Genomic DNA, 16,613 nt, shown 5'->3' on the forward strand with positions numbered 1-16,613 from the left:
ATATGATGTCATTGCTGACGAGCTAAATGCCATTGCAATGCACTTTTAAACATTAAGGTGAAAATTGCCATCATTGCGAGTAATGCAGCAGCAGTAAATGCCCCAACAGTATTGTAATCTTGATGCAGTAATTCAACTTGTAACGGCAGGGAATAGGTTTCGCCACGAATAGCACCAGACACCACAGAAACTGCACCAAATTCACCGATAGCCCTAGCGTTGGTTAATACCACACCATATAACAATGCCCAGCGAATATTTGGTAACGTCACTCGCCAAAACATCTTCCAACCACTCGCTCCCAATAACACGGCGGCTTCATCTTCTTGACTTCCTTGGCTCATCATCACGGGTACCAGTTCTCTCACTACAAAAGGACAAGTGACATACACCGTAACTAATACCATTCCCGGCCATGAGAACATCAGTTGGATATCAAATTGAGATAACCACTGCCCTGCCCATCCATTGCTACCGTAAAAAAGCAGATAAAGTAATCCAGCAACCACTGGAGACACTGCAAATGGAATATCAATCAATGTCATTAATAGCTGGCGCCCCGGGAAACGAAAACGCGTGACGAGCCATGCCATGCTGACACCAAACAACATATTGACTGGTACGGTAATTAACGCGATGAGTACGGTTAACCAGACAGCGTGTAACATATCGCTGTCCAATAAGTTCTCAGTAAATATTTCAATACCTTTTGAAAACGCGGTCATAAAGATCCACGCAATAGGCACAACTAAAAATAAAATGGATAACACAACACCGGTAAGGATTAATCCCCACTTCACCCAATCAATTTGACGACGATAAACAGAGCGTTGTTGCATAATATCTGACATCAATGCCCCCTCAGCCGTTGTCCAAATCGGCTTTGCAATCCATTAATTGAAAACAGTAAGACTAATGAAACAAGTAAAATCACAGAAGCAACAGCGCTTGCCGCTGGATAATCAAATTCTTGTAATCGAATAAAAATCATCAAGGAAACAACTTCTGTTTGCCATGCAATATTGCCAGCAATAAAAATAACAGCGCCAAACTCACCAAGACTACGCGTAAAAGAGAGCGCTGTTCCCGCTATTAGTGCTGGTGATAACTCAGGTAATACAACCTTACGAAAAGTCTGCCAACGACTTGCCCCTAGCGTTTCAGCAGCTTCTTCATACTCAGGGCCTAATTCTTCAAGAACTGGCTGAACAGTTCTTACAACAAAAGGCAAACTGGTAAAAGCCATCGCAACAGCGATACCAATCCATGTGTTAATAACTTTGATATCAAATTTATCCAATACAAAACCGTACCAGCCTTGTGTTGAAAAAAGCGTCGCAAGCGTGAGGCCAGCAACAGCCGTAGGCAAAGCAAAAGGTAAATCCATTAAACCATCAAGCAGTTGTCTACCCGGAAAACGGTAACGAGTAATGATCCACGCAAGCAACATACCGAAAATTGCATTAAAAATACTGGCAACGCCTGCTGCGAGTAATGTGACTTTATAGGCAGCTACAATTTGGGGGTGTGTTATCACCGCCCAATACTGGGACCAACTCATATCTGAAAGTTGTACAACCAGCGCACTCATTGGTAACAGTAAGATCAAGCAAGTGTAAAACAGTGTTCCACCTAAACTTAATCCAAATCCCGGTAATACCCGTTTGCTGGCTGTAGTAAACATTATTGACGTCCTTGCGCTAACAACTTATCAAGCATGCCATCTGTCGTGAAATGTGTTTTCATCACGTTATTCCAGTCACCAAATACCTCTTCAATCGTAAATAATGACGTTGCTGGAAACTGTGCTGATTTTTGCGCCATAACCGCTTTATCATTTACGCGATAATTAAATTGCGTGATGATCTCTTGTGCACTAGGGCTATATAAATAATTTAGATAGGCTTTTGCCAGTGCTTCAGTGTCATTCCGTTGAATATTTTTATCAATCCAAGCGACAGGAAATTCAGCTAAAATATCAACAGGTGGTACAATAACTTGATATTCATCTTCGCCATATTGTTGACGAATATTATTAACTTCCGATTCAAAACTGATCAAAACATCTCCAAGTCCACGTTCGATAAACGAGGTTGTGGCGCCACGTCCTCCTGTATCAAATACCTCAACATTCTTGAGGAATTTCTTCATCGCTTCCTGCGTCTTCTCATCATTACCATAAGCTTTTTCGAAAGCCCCCCACGCGGCTAAATAAGTGTAGCGACCATTACCAGAGGTTTTAGGATTAGGGAAAACCACTTTGACATCTTCACGCGTTAAATCTTCCCATGAAGTAACGTTCTTTGGATTTCCTTTGCGTACTAAATACGCCATAGTGGAATAATAAGGCGAGCTATTATTAGGAAGACGTTGTTGCCAATCAGTAGGAATTAATTTGCCTTTATCATGCAGAATTTGCACATCTGTAACTTGATTATAGGTCACTACATCTGCGGGTAAACCTTGTAATATTGCAAGTGCCTGCTTAGATGAACCTGCATGTGATTGTTTTATGGTGACTTTATCATCAGGATGTTGAGCATCCCATTGCGTTTTAAAATCGCTATTTAACTGTGTGAATAACTCTCTTGCGATATCGTAAGAGCTATTAAGTAATTGAGCAGCCCCAGCATAACTACTAACAACCAAAGACAATGCTGCGGTTGCTTGTAATGCAAAGGTTCTGATTGTGTTTTTCTTCATCAAAAGTACCCATCATTGTAAGTTTTATTCTAATGGTTACTCTATCGACTTTATTTATAACAGTGTAGTTAACTTTTGTTATTTGATATAACTACAAGCTATTAAAACTGAATAAAACTCAGGCTAATTAATTAAATTTACATCGATTGTCATTAACGTGAAAAAAATTCAGACAAAAATGCCCGCATTTAAAGCGGGCATTTCATTAATAAAAACGTATTTAGCACGAGATAATGATTACAGTGCCTTTAATACCTCATAGGAAGGTGCGAAGTAATAACTTCCTGTTACAGGTTTACTCATGCGTAAGAGATCATCATGTTTGCCGTCTAATTCACCAAACATACTCAATAGTTGTTGTTCGATATTATATAAACGACCACAGTAAGCTAAGAAATATAAACCATGTTTACCGCTTGCAGTACCGTAAGGTAGGCTGTGACGTAAAATGGCTAACTCTTCACCATCTTCTTCAATCACAACACGAGAAACGTGAGATGTGACATTACGTTCAGATTCATCAAGTTCAACACTGTCTTTTTTAGTACGACCGATCATTTTTTCTTGGTCTGATTCACTAAAACGAGCCCATTTTTTCAGGTTGTGCTCATAACGTTGAACTAAAACATAACTACCACCAGCATCAACACCATCATTAATCAGTGCAACACCATAACGCTCATCATCTTGTGGATTTTCTGTACCATCAATAAAACCACTTAAATCACGTTCTTCTATCCAACGGAAACCATGAATTTCTTCTTCAACTTTGATTGCATCACCAAAAGCTGCAATTGCCGCTTGTGCTAATGAGAAATTGACATCATGACGCATAGATTGAATATGAATAAGAAGATCACGTTGTGTTGCAGGCGCTAAACCTTTGCCTAAAGGGCGAAAAGGTTTCAGCTCTGGTGCGCTGTTTTCATCGGAAAGTTTTTTCCAAAGATCAGAGCCAAATGCAACAACTGCACCTAGTGATGCATCAGGAAATTGCTTTTGTAAATCAGATAATGATTGCATGAATTTCTGGCATCCTTCACGCAGAGCTTCTAATTCACCTACGACCATTGCTTCGATAAAAAGACCAAATTTACTATGTGCGACTAAAATGCCACTTTGTGCATGAGACATATTGCTTTCCTAATCAATAATCAAAACACCTAGAATGATGTTAATTATATCGAATATTTTTTCCTGAAGATTTGCCTTTTAACAAAAATCGGACAGTCTGATTATAAAATCTTCCTTATTTTATAAGGAATAGCGTGAAGGCGATTTATTCTGCCAAATAATTTGCGTTAATGTCCAGTTAGATAAAACTTCATCAGGTGGCATTAATCCGTCAGGGCCGTCCCATTGACCACTAAAGACATAGCTCACCGATTTAGCTTCTGTGGATTGGCATAAAATAGTTCTCTGTTTTTCATCTTTAGGACCTTTGCTACATGCACCAAATGCTTTTTTATAGATATCTTTAAATGGTGTACCCATCGTTATACCCCAATCCGTCGTTGCTTTGGCATCAAAGACTTCTATTTTTTCAACAGTGGCTTTCTCTTTGCCATAGAAAGCCACTTGAACGTTCTTATCTTCGAGAGCTTGGACGACAACAATAATATCACTACCTTGCATCTCCATACCTTCACGATAATTGAAGCTACTACCTAGCTCATTTTTTATTTCACTTTCTGTTATTTTTGTCGAGTTGGTAATATTTCCTAATCCATTGGCAGAAACAGTTAGCGTATTATTTGAAAACCAATTCATCGGATTTAATGCAGAAAAAGACATTCCTCCCATGGATGAACAGCCACTTAATAGCAAAACACTTGCGCTTAAACACAAGGGTAACCAAAACTTAGGCATCATTTGTTTCTCCGTTAAACTTCTTCGTCACACATTAAAAATAGATACTAAGGTATTAAGCACACCTTATCTTACTCTTTGTATCACCTCAATCATCAGGCTAAAACAGTTGCGATAAGTCAGCATAACAAAATATCCACTGATTTGATCTTAGATAACCACATGAAAAGAAAGCCTAGTTACGACCATTAATAGAACATTTTGTTCCACAGAAAAGGTAATATCAGATTTTACGCACAAAATAAGCGATGCAAACGTAAAAATAGAAACAAGGAAAAAAGAGATAAATAGAAAGGAAAGAGAAATAACCCCTAGAGAATCAGGGGTTTTAAATACAATTAAAGATCAAAATCCTGATCAACAATTAATCGCTTAGTATAAGTTGTGCTTTCTTGGTTTTGATCTTCATACAACAACTTCTCAAACATACAAATTGTTGCATCATTTTCTTCTGGTACAACTAATGTAATTTGAGGACACCCTTTCGCTATCAGCTTTTTCTCTAATCGAGAGATCAATGCATTCGCAATGCCTCTTCCTCGAAAATCTGGGTGAACGCCTAAATAGTATAAAGAGCCACGATGACCATCGTAGCCTCCCATCACACTACCCACAATCTCACCAGCCACTTCTGCTATCAAAAATAAATCAGGTGAGTGGTTTAATTTTCTTTCAATATCAATTTCAGGATCGTTATCAGGAGATATTAAATCGCAACGCTCCCAAAGTGTAATAATTGCCTCAAAATCATCTTGGCGAAATACACGTATTTCCATGGTTTTGCCCATTATTGGTCATATAAATCTGAATTTATTATCGCTTGTTTGGTTTATGAATCAACTTGAAAATGAGAACATAGACAATATGAAGTTCTATTTTTAATAAATATGATAAAAATTGTAGGTTATTATGAATTTACCTGATATTCATCGCGTTAAAGAGTTTTTCTTATCACTACAAGATACTATTTGTCGCTCTCTTGAAAACATAGACCAAAAAGCCACTTTTCAGCAAGATAACTGGGAAAGAAAAGAAGGAGGTGGCGGTCGTACACGCGTTTTAACCAATGGTGCTCTTTTTGAGCAGGCTGGTGTTAATTTTTCACATGTTTATGGTGACACATTACCAAAATCTGCCACGGCACATCGTCCTGAATTGGCGGGACGCCGTTTTCAAGCAATGGGTGTTTCATTAGTTATTCATCCTCTTAATCCTTATATTCCGACTTCTCATGCCAATGTCCGTTTTTTTATTGCTGAAAAAGACGGTGAGGAGCCTGTATGGTGGTTTGGTGGCGGTTTTGACTTAACCCCTTATTATGGATTTGAAGAGGACGTTATTCATTGGCATAAGGTTGCTAAATCAGTTTGTGCGCCTTTTAGTGAAGATTATTATCCTCGTTATAAAAAATGGTGTGATGATTACTTTTATATTAAACACCGCAATGAACCTCGTGGTGTAGGTGGTCTTTTCTTTGATGATTTAAATACCCCTGATTTTGACCACTGTTTCGAGTTTGTCCAACATGTAGGACTTGGTTATCTTGATGCCTATCTACCTATTGTTGAAAAGCGCAAATCAATGCCTTGGAGTGAACGTGAACGCCAATTTCAACTCTACCGCCGTGGTCGTTATGTTGAATTTAATTTAGTGTGGGATAGAGGTACATTATTTGGTTTGCAAAGTGGCGGTAGAACAGAGTCAATCTTAATGTCTATGCCACCATTAGTCCGTTTTGAATATGATTATTCCCCTGAACCAAATACTCCAGAAGCAAAGTTATACAGTGACTTTTTGATCCAAAAAGAGTGGGTGTAGAGAAAATAAATCATTAACGATAAAGCCACATTATAAATGTGGCTTTACTGAAGTAAAACTACAAGTTTAATGACAAACATTTCCTAAAATTAATTAAACAAAAAAGCCAATAACCCTGTAACTTTATTTTTATTTTCCCAGCCTTCTCCTCTCATACAGGTATTAAAATAATCCCTACGCTGCCATTCATTCGCATCTGAAGGAAAAGATGTCCCTGCCCCTGAATTTGGAATATCTTTACCATTTATTTTCATTGGAGCAAAAGAAGGCTGACTTGAAGCTACATATCTCGCAGGATATCGCGTATTGGCTTCTTGCATACACATATTTTTAGCGATATCTAAAGGAGATGGTGTGCTGGTATTTGCTTCCCATTTTTCAGGTGTTGCACAAGCAGAAAGCATAAAAATTGATGCAATGATAATTGTTTTTTTCAAAGTAATAGCTCATTAATACGAATAGGAATTAATTATATTTTAAACGATTACTTGAAAAATTAAGTTTCTATGAAATGCAAAAAACCACTGATAACTATGATATTGAAACAACCTATTGAATTATAGGTATAAAAAGCCACATAAAAATGTGGCTTTTCATTTAAATAAGAAATTTAATTATCTTATTTCGATTTCTTCAAGTGTGACATTAAACGCTTACGTTTACGCATTTGAGAAACGGTTAATTTATTTTTCTTATCCGCATAAGGGTTTTCACCCTCTTTAAATTGAATACGGATCGGCGTCCCCATAACTTGCAGAGTACGGCGAAAATAGTTCATCAAATAACGCTTATAGCTATCTGGTAAATCAGTTACCTGATTACCATGGATAACCACAACTGGTGGATTATAACCACCAGCGTGTGCATATTTCATTTTTACGCGACGTCCACGGACAATCGGTGGCTGATGATCATCTTCTGCCATCTTCATGATACGAGTCAGCATAGAAGTCCCTACACGACGCGTTGCACAGACATAAGCCTCTTGAATAGATTCAAAAAGATTACCCACGCCACTACCATGTAATGCAGAAATAAAGTGAACTCGCGCAAAATCAACAAAGCCCAGTTTAAGATCAAGCATTGCTTTAACTTGTTCGCGATCGTCTTGTGTCATACCATCCCATTTATTGACAGCAATAACTAATGAACGACCAGCATTCAGGATATAACCTAATAATGAAAGATCCTGATCTGAAATACCTTCACGAGCATCAATAACCAGTAATGCAACGTTAGAATCTTCAATAGCTTGTAGCGTTTTGATAACAGAGAACTTTTCTACTGTTTCTTTTACTTTACCGCGTTTACGAACCCCCGCAGTATCAATGATGATATATTCTTTCTCATCACGTTCCATTGGGATATAGATACTGTCACGCGTAGTACCCGGCATATCGTAAACAACCACACGATCTTCACCAAGCATACGGTTTGTCAGTGTTGATTTCCCAACATTAGGACGACCAACAATCGCTAATTTTACTGGTAATGTAGAAGGATCGAAGTCATCTTCTTCCTCTTCTAATGCTTGTGCTTCTTGTTCTGCTTCTAAGGCGGCCCAATAAGCTGCATTCTCTTCTTCTTCTGTCAGCTCTAGCTCTTCTTCCACCACTTTACCTGTAATTGGTAATAGTGCTTGTTCAATCAATTGAGCAACACCACGACCATGGGATGCCGCGATAGGGAAGATCTCACCTAAACCTAAAGAATAAAAATCAGCTAATGCAGTATCAATATCGATACCGTCAGTTTTATTCGCAACTAAATACGTTTTTTTCTCAACACCACGAAGGTGTTTTGCAATACCTTGGTCTGCTGGCATCAAACCCGCACGTGCATCAACTAAAAACAGTACGATGTCGGCTTCTTGAATAGCCTGTAGCGATTGTGATGCCATATGGGTTTCAACACCCTCTTCAGCACCATCAATACCACCGGTATCAATAATAATAAATTCTTCGCCTTCTAACTCTGCTCGACCATATTTACGGTCGCGGGTGAGGCCTGGAAAATCAGCAACTAATGCGTCTCTTGTGCGTGTTAGTCGATTAAATAACGTGGATTTACCCACGTTAGGGCGCCCTACTAAGGCAATAACGGGTATCATTTTTTGATGCCTCATAAAAATACAATCACGAACCTGATTGTATTTTACATGTAATTACTAAAAAGACGAAACGGCTCCTTTAAAGGAGCCGTAAAATAAATAGATTTGTCAGCAGTTAATTACCGACTATAAAGATAAAGCTTACCGTCACGGGCCTGGATCATCAGTTTATCTTGTACCGCTTGAGGGCGACTTAACAAACCTGAACTGTTCACTTGGTTTTGTGCAATGAATTTACCTGTGTTGGTATCAATCCAATGGAGATAACCTTCTGCATCGCCAACCACTAAATAGCCGTCAAAAATAGCTGGTGCAGTTAAATTACGATGCAATAAATCTTCTTGTGTCCATAATGTCACACCATCAGATTTACGAACAGATAAAACTCGGTCATTTTGGTCAACAAGGTAAAGATTATCACCTAACAGCACCATATCATTCACTGAGCCTAAATCACGTTTCCAAAGGATTTGTCCCGAACGCATATCAAGGCTAACTAAATTACCGTTATACGCCATTGCATAAACGGTATTTTCATCAATGATTGGTGTGATATCCACATCATTTAATCGGCTAATTTCAGTAGAGCCTTTAATTTGTGAAATATTTTGTTGCCAAATTAATTGTCCTTGAGAAAGAACAACGGCACTGACGCGACCATTATCTGCACCAATGATAGCCGCACCATAAGCGACAGCAGGAGCAGACTCGCCACGCAGAGATAATGATGGAGTATCTAAATTAATAGTCCACGAAATTTCACCCGTTAATAAGTCGAGTCCTTGCAACATGCCATTACTGGTATGAATAAGTACTAAACCATCACTAACAACAGGTTTTGAAATGGCTTCACCAGCAACATCGGTTTCCCAATCAATGGAGCCATCCTCAATGTTCAGTGCATATACTTTGGCTTTTTCAGTTCCCACAAAAACGCGAGTACCTGAAACGGTTAATCCACCAGAAAGTAATGCAGACTCATTGGATGAAAGAAAACCTGTTTTAATAGAGAGATCTTGTGACCAAAGCTCTTTACCAGTTTCTACCTCTAATGCTTTAACTAAACCATGGCGATCAGCGACATAAACAACTGCCCCATCCCATGTTGGTGACAAGTGAGAATAGTATTTACCAATACCATTTCCAACTGATTTGTCCCAAACGGCTTTAGGTGTAAATTGGCTCTGCACCTCAGGCAATGGAGACATTGTCACATTATCCTGTTCACTAGAACATCCTGCCAACAAAGCAGATGCTAGTAGACCAACCAGGAGAGTTTTACGCAGTTGCATGTCTGAAGATCCCTTTAATTGGATAAATTATTAAGTTTAAGTTCAACCAGTGAGCGAATAGCACCCGCATTTTCATCAGTTAATGCGCTACGATAAGCGGTTGCTGCACCTGCGTTATCGCCTTTTTTCGCTAAGACATCACCACGGATATAATTTTTCATTCCATTCCATGCTTTGCCTTTCACTTGCTCTAACGAAACTAAAGCAACATCTGTTTTATCTAATGCTAATTGTACGCGAGCTAAACGAAGATTAAGCATATCCGCAAATGCGTCATTTTTTACTTTTGCCACAGCGTTAGTTAGATGACGTTCACCGTTGAGTAAATCATTAGCATCGATAGCGATTTGGGCAAGCTCTAATGAAGCTAAAGCGCCATAGATATCATTCGTATCAGTAACAAATTTTTCAGCTAATGCAATATTTTCAGGTGTAGGCTTAGCAAGTGCCTCACTGACAGTTGCAAAAGCACCCGCACTTTCTTGCAGACGATTAGTTTGATGCGATTGCCAGTATTTCCAACCAAACACACCACCAAAACCAATAACAGCGGCTAAAACGATAGTTAAGCCGTAGTTTTTAAAGAACTGTTTAATTGCATCAACTTGTTCGTTTTCGGTGCTATAAACTTCCACAAGTCTCTCCTTAACCTAATAACAGAGTCAATTGCTGAGCGAGCTCATTACGAGCAACGATTGTTTGTTCCCCTGAACGCAAATCTTTCACTGCAACAGTACCGGCATTAATTTCGTCTTCGCCTAAAATCAGAGCAATTTTAGCGCCTTGTTTATCAGCTCGTCCTAACTGCTTTTTAAAGTTACCATTACCGTGATTCGTCATTAAACGTAATGTTGGTAATTGATCACGAATTTCTTCAGCCAGCATTAACGCTGCGCTTTGGCTCTTATCGCCAAATGAAGCAAGATAAACATCAGCCACATTGGTATCTGCTACAAATTCAGGGTTAACCGCTTGAACCAATAAGATCATGCGCTCCATACCCATTGCAAAACCTACAGCTGGTGTTGGATGTCCACCAAGTTGCTTCACAAGACCATCATAACGGCCACCTGCACACACTGTTCCTTGCGAACCTAATGCACTAGTAACCCACTCAAAAACAGTACGGTTATAATAATCTAAACCTCGAACTAAACGCTGATTAACACGGTATGTAATACCAACAGCGTCAAGTAGTGCACAAAGACCATCAAAGTGCGCTCTTGATTCGTCATCAAGATAATCGAAAAGTTCAGGCGCATCATTCAATAAAGTCTGAATTTCTGGATTTTTTGAGTCTAAAACGCGTAATGGGTTAGAATACATACGACGTTTGCAGTCTTCATCTAACTTATCAACATGCTGCTTTAAGAAAGCCACTAATGCTTCACGGTAATTAGCACGCGCTTCTAATGAACCAATAGAGTTAAGTTCTAATGTTACGTGCTCTGCGATACCTAATGCTTTCCACCAGCGTGCAGTTAACATAATTAATTCCGCATCAATATCTGGGCCTTGTAGACCAAACACTTCAGCACCTAACTGATGGAATTGACGATAACGACCTTTTTGAGGACGCTCATAGCGGAACATTGGTCCCAAATACCATAAACGTTGTTCTTGGTTATAAAGTAAACCATGCTCAATACCTGCACGAACACAACCCGCTGTATTTTCTGGGCGTAATGTCAAGCTTTGGGCATCTTCACCACGATCGGTAAAAGTATACATTTCTTTTTCAACAACATCGGTCACTTCACCAATTGCTCGCTGAAATAGAGGGGTATGCTCTACGATAGGTGTTCTGATTTCACTAAAACCGTAACCCGCTAAAATTTGTTTTAGCGTATTTTCAATTTTCTGCCATACACGAGTGTCAGCAGGTAGGTAGTCGTTCATACCACGAATGGCTTGGATTTTTTGTGCCACTTTTCTTCTCTAATAGTTATTAATTGATTGTTAGGCTGATTATAGAAGCGAAATCAATCAGTATTCAATGTGAAATCAATAGTAAAACTGGCTCATTGATTAATGAGCCAGTTTTTTGAGTGTTATTTGTCCAATTGATTTATATTTATACGCATACTGTCATCAAGCATTAAAGCCTTAGCGCGAATTTTCGCTTCTAATAAATCAATCATATTTACGTTATCAAGGCGCTCTTTTTGTCTCACGCCATCTTCATAAAAACCACTACGTGTTTTAGCGCCCGTTACACCTAACGTTGAGACTTCAGCTTCACCTGGTCCATTAACCACACAGCCAATAATAGAAACATCCATAGGTGTGATGATATCTTCCAGACGTTGCTCTAATTCATTGACTGTTCCAATGACATCAAATTCTTGACGTGAACACGTTGGACAAGCAATAAAGTTAATTCCGCGAGAGCGAATACGTAAGGATTTGAGAATATCAAAACCCACTTTAACTTCTTCAACCGGATCTGCTGCTAATGAGATCCTTAATGTATCGCCGATACCTTCTGATAATAAGATCCCAAGACCAATTGCAGATTTAACCGATCCTGCTCTTGCACCACCAGCTTCGGTGATCCCAAGGTGCAGTGGTTGATCTATTTTTTTCGCTAACAAGCGGTATGAATCAACGGCAAGAAAAACATCAGAAGCTTTTACACTGATTTTAAACTGTTCGAAATTCAGTCTATCAAGAATATCCACATGACGCATGGCTGATTCAACTAACGCTTCTGGTGTCGGCTCGCCGTATTTCTCTTGAATATCTTTTTCAAGCGAACCACCGTTTACACCAATACGAATAGGAATATTGTTGTGACGAGCACAATCAACAACTTGGCGAATACGTTCTTCACTACCAATATTGCCTGGATTGATGCGTAAACAATCAACACCATATTCAGCGACTTTTAATGCGATACGGTAATCAAAGTGAATATCAGCAACTAAAGGTACATTAACTTGCTGCTTAATTAACTTGAATGCTTCCGCAGCATCCATTGTTGGTACAGAAACACGAACAATATCAACCCCAACACGTTCCAGTGATTTTATCTGGCGAACAGTCGCTTCTACGTCTGTCGTTCGTGTATTCGTCATCGACTGTACCGCGATAGGAGCCCCATCGCCAATAGGTACATTACCCACATAAATTCGTGTCGATTTGCGACGAATAATAGGTGATTCTTTATGCATTGATTAATTCTCCCATGCTTCCATGCTTGCTCAAATGTGTGTCAGATTAAGCGCTCGGTACTGTTATTTTTGCTATTTTTCCAGTAAAACGGCTTAAATCAACTGATTCACCATTAAACTGTAAGCGAGTAACAGAAGGGGCGCCTATTTTTAGTTTATAAGGTTGCTCACCATCAAATTCCAAACGATCACCCGCTTTCTTAATACCATTAAATAAGACTTTATTTTGAGCATTACGAATTTCTAACCAACATTCACCATCAAACATAAGAACCAATTGATTCGCAATAGCAGTTGCTTCTGATGAGGTAGCTTCTTGTGCTGAATTTGCACGAGAAGTTGTTGATGTTGTTAGAGGTGAGACGGGTAATGGAACCGTTCTCACTTCTGTTGATGCTGGTGACGTCGTTTCAGTCGTTGGTGATATAGCAACATTATTCGCCTGATTATCAACTAATGGCGACGCAGGTACTTGTAAATTATCACCTTCAGATGTTGACGTATTATCTAAGGTGGTTGCTAAAGGAGAATCTATCGTGTTGGTGTTTTCTTGGGTACTATTTTGCCCTATGTCTTGAGAAGCCATAGAGACTAATTCTTGTTGATCAGCCTGATGACCTTGCCACCACCAAACCCCCACAAAAGCAACCATAACAATCAGAATCACCCATGTGAGTTTCATCAACCAACCTTCACGTTTTTTATGACGTTTGCCTAATGAGTAATTTTGTGTGGTTGTCATTCTAATTTGTTTGACAGGAGCTTGCTGGTCGATAAAACCAAGGATATCTTGTTCAGGAACGCCAACTAACTTAGCGTAAGAACGCATGTATCCGCGTAAAAATGTTGGTGCAATATCAGAAGAAACGGAGTCTGTTTCAATATCGCGAACTGTCGATAACTTCAAACAAAGTCGATCAGCAACAGTTTGTTGTGTTAGCCCCACCTTTTCTCGTGCCTGGCGTAAAAGTTGACCTGCTGTTAATTTCACTTCTTCGGTTTTGTTTTCAGTATTCATTAGCAATCTAGGCACTGTGGCTATTGGATGTTTAACATTGATGAACTCGCAAAAGCACAAAGTACCTTAACGTATCACCGCGAATTTTTTGATATTTTATTATCACTTTGCTGACAGACCAAATAATCTGGCGGTATATCCTCAATTAACACACTATTATTGTTTAATAGTTTTTGTTCACAAAGGAAATTACCATAAAGCCTTAATACATTAACATTTACTGGCTTCGAGTTCATCGCTATTTTGTAATAATCTAACGCTTGAATAGAATTTCCCAATAACTGCGATGTTAACGCCATTCCTAAATTTGCATCGGAGTGATTTGGCATCACCGATAACACTTTTTGGAAATGATATTGCGCTATTTGATATTGTCTTTCAGCTAAGTAAGCATCACCTAATTGTAAACGTGTAGACACTGCAACACGCCCTTGATTGGCTGATGATTGACAACCGAGTGTCAATAACATCAAACCAATAGTTATAATTACTGATGATATCCTTATCATCGTTATATTCCTTAAATAAATTCATCCTTGTTCTCTTTACATTGAAATTGTGTAATACACTTCACAAAGAAAGAGATATCCAACTGTATCAGACTGCTTTTACTGAAATTAGTTCACCTTGTTGGCGTTTTTTCAGTGTGCGTTTTGTACGGTCAATAACATCACCCGCTAATTGCCCACAAGCCGCATCAATATCATCGCCACGCGTTTTACGTACAATTGTCGTAAAGCCATATTCCATTAATACTTTAGAGAAACGGTCAATTCGGCTATTAGAACTACGTCCGTATGGCGCACCCGGGAACGGGTTCCATGGAATTAAGTTAATTTTACATGGCGTGTCTTTTAAAAGTTCAGCTAATTGATGAGCTTGATCTGTGCTGTCATTAATATGATCAAGCATGACGTACTCAATAGTCACTCGCCCTTGGTTCGCGTTTGATTTAGCAATATAACGGCGAACACCTTCAAGAAACATTTCAATATTATATTTCTTGTTTATTGGAACGATCTCATCACGAATTTCATCAGTTGGTGCATGTAATGAAATTGCTAAAGCCACATCAACTGCATCACCTAGTTTATCTAATGCCGGTACAACACCCGATGTAGAAACAGTGACACGACGTTTAGATAGACCAAAACCGAAATCATCCATCATGATCTCAAGTGCTGGAATAACATTATTTAAATTCAGTAATGGCTCACCCATTCCCATCATAACAACGTTAGTAATAGGACGACGGCCTGTCTCTTTTAATGAGCCAATAATTTTAGCTGCACGCCAAACTTGCCCAATAATTTCAGACACTTTCAAGTTACGGTTAAAGCCTTGCTGTGCAGTTGAACAGAACTTGCACTCTAAAGCACAACCAACTTGTGAAGAAACACATAATGTTGCGCGATCATCTTCTGGGATATACACAGTTTCTACTTGTTGATCGCCAACTTTAATTGCCCATTTAATCGTGCCATCTGTTGAACGTTGTTCTTCAGAAACTTCAGGTGCTTTAATTTCAGCAATTTCTTTTAATTTATTGCGTAACACCTTGTTGATATCTGTCATTTGATCAAAATCGTCATAACAGTAGTGGTACATCCACTTCATAATTTGGTCAGCACGGAAAGGTTTTTCGCCCATAGAGACAAAAAGCTCACGCATCTGTTTACGATTTAAATCTAACAGATTAATTTTAGTTTTTTGATTCACAGTATTTTCTTTAGAAACAGCGACAGAAGCGCTTGGCGCTGGGGTGGTAGATTGGGTCATGACATTGCCTCGTTGTTACACTATGCGGCCTGCATTAGCATTGATGCTAATGGGATACTTATATATTTGTATAATTAAACAATAATAAAAAAACGCCCTGTTAATTATCAAACAGGGCGTCGCATTGTACTGTTTTTCGCGTAGAGATGCTAATAAATTAGCGCGCGCAAACTTCGTTTTCAGTGAAGAAGTATGCAATTTCGCGAGCAGCAGAAGCTTCTGAATCTGAACCATGTACCGCATTTTCAGTAAAGCTATCAGCGTAATCAGCACGTAATGTGCCCGCTAATGCGTTGTCTGGATTGGTTGCACCCATTAGATCACGGTGACGTTGGATCGCGTTTTCACCTTCTAACACTTGAACCATGATTGGGCCCGAAGTCATAAATTCAACTAAACCGTCAAAGAAAGGACGGCCTTTGTGTTCTTCATAAAAGCCTTCAGCTTGTTCGCGCGTTAAATGCAACATTTTAGCACCAATGATGCTAAAGCCTGCACTTTCAAAACGGTGATAGATAGCACCGATAACATTTTTTTTCACTGCGTTTGGTTTGATAATAGAAAATGTGCGCTGAATAGCCATGTCTTACCTCTAAATTATTTTATTAATGATAACTTTTGTTATCTCTTTTATCGCAGATCATGGAAAAACGAATCAAAAACCGCATTCCCTGCAAAAAATAGTGCTCGATTATAGGAGGATAAAAATGAATTGCACAGATTGAATTTCCTTTTTTTTTAAAAAACTGTGGCAAAAAAGTTATAAATTATCGATCTAATCACATTTTTGACGGTTTCCATGTTCAAACTTGAAAATAAGAATAAAAAAGAACCGAAATGAAATACGATAA

The 16,613-nt window shown here is 38.8% G+C and carries 17 protein-coding genes; 1 reads left to right on the forward strand and 16 read right to left on the reverse strand.

Going from position 1 to position 16,613, the window contains the following annotated elements:
* Positions 1-8: 8 nt before the first annotated feature.
* From cysW to GTH25_RS12010, 6 genes are all read right to left on the reverse strand, one after another.
* Positions 9-851, reverse strand: coding sequence for a sulfate/thiosulfate ABC transporter permease CysW (gene cysW / locus GTH25_RS11985; protein WP_164530593.1), 843 nt, complete (start codon positions 849-851; stop codon positions 9-11).
* On the reverse strand, positions 851-1,684 hold the full coding sequence (cysT, locus tag GTH25_RS11990; protein ID WP_075670510.1) for a sulfate/thiosulfate ABC transporter permease CysT: 834 nt from the start codon (positions 1,682-1,684) through the stop codon (positions 851-853). The genes cysW and cysT overlap by 1 nt, the downstream gene beginning before the upstream one ends.
* Complete coding sequence (cysP, locus tag GTH25_RS11995; protein ID WP_099659380.1) at positions 1,684-2,703, reverse strand: thiosulfate ABC transporter substrate-binding protein CysP; 1,020 nt, start codon at positions 2,701-2,703, stop codon at positions 1,684-1,686. Before cysP ends, cysT begins: the two co-directional genes overlap by 1 nt.
* Before the next feature lie 237 nt (positions 2,704-2,940).
* Positions 2,941-3,837, reverse strand: a complete 897-nt coding sequence (locus tag GTH25_RS12000; protein WP_075670506.1) for a Dyp-type peroxidase — start codon at positions 3,835-3,837, stop codon at positions 2,941-2,943.
* 120 nt (positions 3,838-3,957) lie between these two features.
* Positions 3,958-4,575 carry an RpoE-regulated lipoprotein gene (locus GTH25_RS12005; RefSeq protein ID WP_223673503.1) on the reverse strand — a complete coding sequence of 206 codons (618 nt, stop codon included), beginning with the start codon at positions 4,573-4,575 and terminating at the stop codon, positions 3,958-3,960.
* 335 nt (positions 4,576-4,910) lie between these two features.
* Positions 4,911-5,348, reverse strand: a complete 438-nt coding sequence (locus GTH25_RS12010) for a GNAT family acetyltransferase (protein WP_075670504.1) — start codon at positions 5,346-5,348, stop codon at positions 4,911-4,913.
* A gap of 133 nt (positions 5,349-5,481) precedes the next feature.
* On the opposite strand from GTH25_RS12010, the gene hemF reads away from it, so the two are divergent.
* The gene (hemF, locus tag GTH25_RS12015; RefSeq protein ID WP_075670502.1) at positions 5,482-6,390 is read left to right on the forward strand and encodes an oxygen-dependent coproporphyrinogen oxidase; all 909 of its coding nucleotides are present in this window, start codon (positions 5,482-5,484) and stop codon (positions 6,388-6,390) included.
* 89 nt (positions 6,391-6,479) lie between these two features.
* On the opposite strand, the gene GTH25_RS12020 is transcribed toward hemF, so the two are convergent.
* The 10 genes from GTH25_RS12020 to ndk form a co-directional block, all read right to left on the reverse strand.
* The gene (locus GTH25_RS12020) at positions 6,480-6,827 is read right to left on the reverse strand and encodes a hypothetical protein (RefSeq protein ID WP_223672346.1); all 348 of its coding nucleotides are present in this window, start codon (positions 6,825-6,827) and stop codon (positions 6,480-6,482) included.
* A gap of 182 nt (positions 6,828-7,009) precedes the next feature.
* Positions 7,010-8,500 (reverse strand): ribosome biogenesis GTPase Der, encoded by a 1,491-nt coding sequence (der, locus tag GTH25_RS12025; RefSeq protein ID WP_075670500.1) that lies wholly within the window; start codon positions 8,498-8,500, stop codon positions 7,010-7,012.
* Positions 8,501-8,619: 119 nt separating this feature from the next.
* Entirely contained in the window at positions 8,620-9,792 is a 1,173-nt protein-coding gene (gene bamB / locus GTH25_RS12030; protein ID WP_075670498.1) for an outer membrane protein assembly factor BamB, read from the reverse strand.
* 14 nt (positions 9,793-9,806) lie between these two features.
* The gene (locus GTH25_RS12035; protein ID WP_164530594.1) at positions 9,807-10,427 is read right to left on the reverse strand and encodes a YfgM family protein; all 621 of its coding nucleotides are present in this window, start codon (positions 10,425-10,427) and stop codon (positions 9,807-9,809) included.
* A 10-nt stretch (positions 10,428-10,437) separates the two neighbouring features.
* On the reverse strand, positions 10,438-11,721 hold the full coding sequence (hisS, locus tag GTH25_RS12040; RefSeq protein WP_164530595.1) for a histidine--tRNA ligase: 1,284 nt from the start codon (positions 11,719-11,721) through the stop codon (positions 10,438-10,440).
* 122 nt (positions 11,722-11,843) lie between these two features.
* Positions 11,844-12,965, reverse strand: coding sequence for a flavodoxin-dependent (E)-4-hydroxy-3-methylbut-2-enyl-diphosphate synthase (ispG, locus tag GTH25_RS12045; RefSeq protein ID WP_164530596.1), 1,122 nt, complete (start codon positions 12,963-12,965; stop codon positions 11,844-11,846).
* A 46-nt stretch (positions 12,966-13,011) separates the two neighbouring features.
* Positions 13,012-13,983: a cytoskeleton protein RodZ gene (rodZ, locus tag GTH25_RS12050; protein ID WP_075670490.1), complete on the reverse strand. Its 972-nt coding sequence runs from the start codon at positions 13,981-13,983 to the stop codon at positions 13,012-13,014.
* Between the two features lie 74 nt (positions 13,984-14,057).
* A complete protein-coding gene (locus tag GTH25_RS12055; RefSeq protein WP_075670488.1) occupies positions 14,058-14,492 on the reverse strand; it encodes a hypothetical protein in 435 nt (144 codons plus the stop codon).
* An 88-nt stretch (positions 14,493-14,580) separates the two neighbouring features.
* The gene (locus GTH25_RS12060) at positions 14,581-15,762 is read right to left on the reverse strand and encodes a dual-specificity RNA methyltransferase RlmN (RefSeq protein WP_023581631.1); all 1,182 of its coding nucleotides are present in this window, start codon (positions 15,760-15,762) and stop codon (positions 14,581-14,583) included.
* A 157-nt stretch (positions 15,763-15,919) separates the two neighbouring features.
* A complete protein-coding gene (gene ndk, locus GTH25_RS12065; protein WP_023581630.1) occupies positions 15,920-16,345 on the reverse strand; it encodes a nucleoside-diphosphate kinase in 426 nt (141 codons plus the stop codon).
* Between the last annotated feature and the right edge of the window lie 268 nt (positions 16,346-16,613).

The sequence above is a fragment of the Proteus terrae subsp. cibarius genome (assembly GCF_011045835.1).
GTDB classification, from domain to species: Bacteria; Pseudomonadota; Gammaproteobacteria; order Enterobacterales; family Enterobacteriaceae; genus Proteus; species Proteus cibarius.

Coding starts and splice junctions, on each gene's coding strand:
- hemF (WP_075670502.1), top strand. CDS start 5,482: ATGAATTTACCTGATATTCATCGCGTTAAAGAGTTTTTCTTATCACTA.
- ndk (WP_023581630.1), bottom strand. CDS start 16,345: ATGGCTATTCAGCGCACATTTTCTATTATCAAACCAAACGCAGTGAAA.
- cysP (WP_099659380.1), bottom strand. CDS start 2,703: ATGAAGAAAAACACAATCAGAACCTTTGCATTACAAGCAACCGCAGCA.
- cysT (WP_075670510.1), bottom strand. CDS start 1,684: ATGTTTACTACAGCCAGCAAACGGGTATTACCGGGATTTGGATTAAGT.
- rodZ (WP_075670490.1), bottom strand. CDS start 13,983: ATGAATACTGAAAACAAAACCGAAGAAGTGAAATTAACAGCAGGTCAA.
- GTH25_RS12010 (WP_075670504.1), bottom strand. CDS start 5,348: ATGGAAATACGTGTATTTCGCCAAGATGATTTTGAGGCAATTATTACA.
- GTH25_RS12005 (WP_223673503.1), bottom strand. CDS start 4,575: ATGATGCCTAAGTTTTGGTTACCCTTGTGTTTAAGCGCAAGTGTTTTG.
- GTH25_RS12000 (WP_075670506.1), bottom strand. CDS start 3,837: ATGTCTCATGCACAAAGTGGCATTTTAGTCGCACATAGTAAATTTGGT.
- bamB (WP_075670498.1), bottom strand. CDS start 9,792: ATGCAACTGCGTAAAACTCTCCTGGTTGGTCTACTAGCATCTGCTTTG.
- ispG (WP_164530596.1), bottom strand. CDS start 12,965: ATGCATAAAGAATCACCTATTATTCGTCGCAAATCGACACGAATTTAT.
- cysW (WP_164530593.1), bottom strand. CDS start 851: ATGTCAGATATTATGCAACAACGCTCTGTTTATCGTCGTCAAATTGAT.
- der (WP_075670500.1), bottom strand. CDS start 8,500: ATGATACCCGTTATTGCCTTAGTAGGGCGCCCTAACGTGGGTAAATCC.
- GTH25_RS12060 (WP_023581631.1), bottom strand. CDS start 15,762: ATGACCCAATCTACCACCCCAGCGCCAAGCGCTTCTGTCGCTGTTTCT.
- GTH25_RS12055 (WP_075670488.1), bottom strand. CDS start 14,492: ATGATAAGGATATCATCAGTAATTATAACTATTGGTTTGATGTTATTG.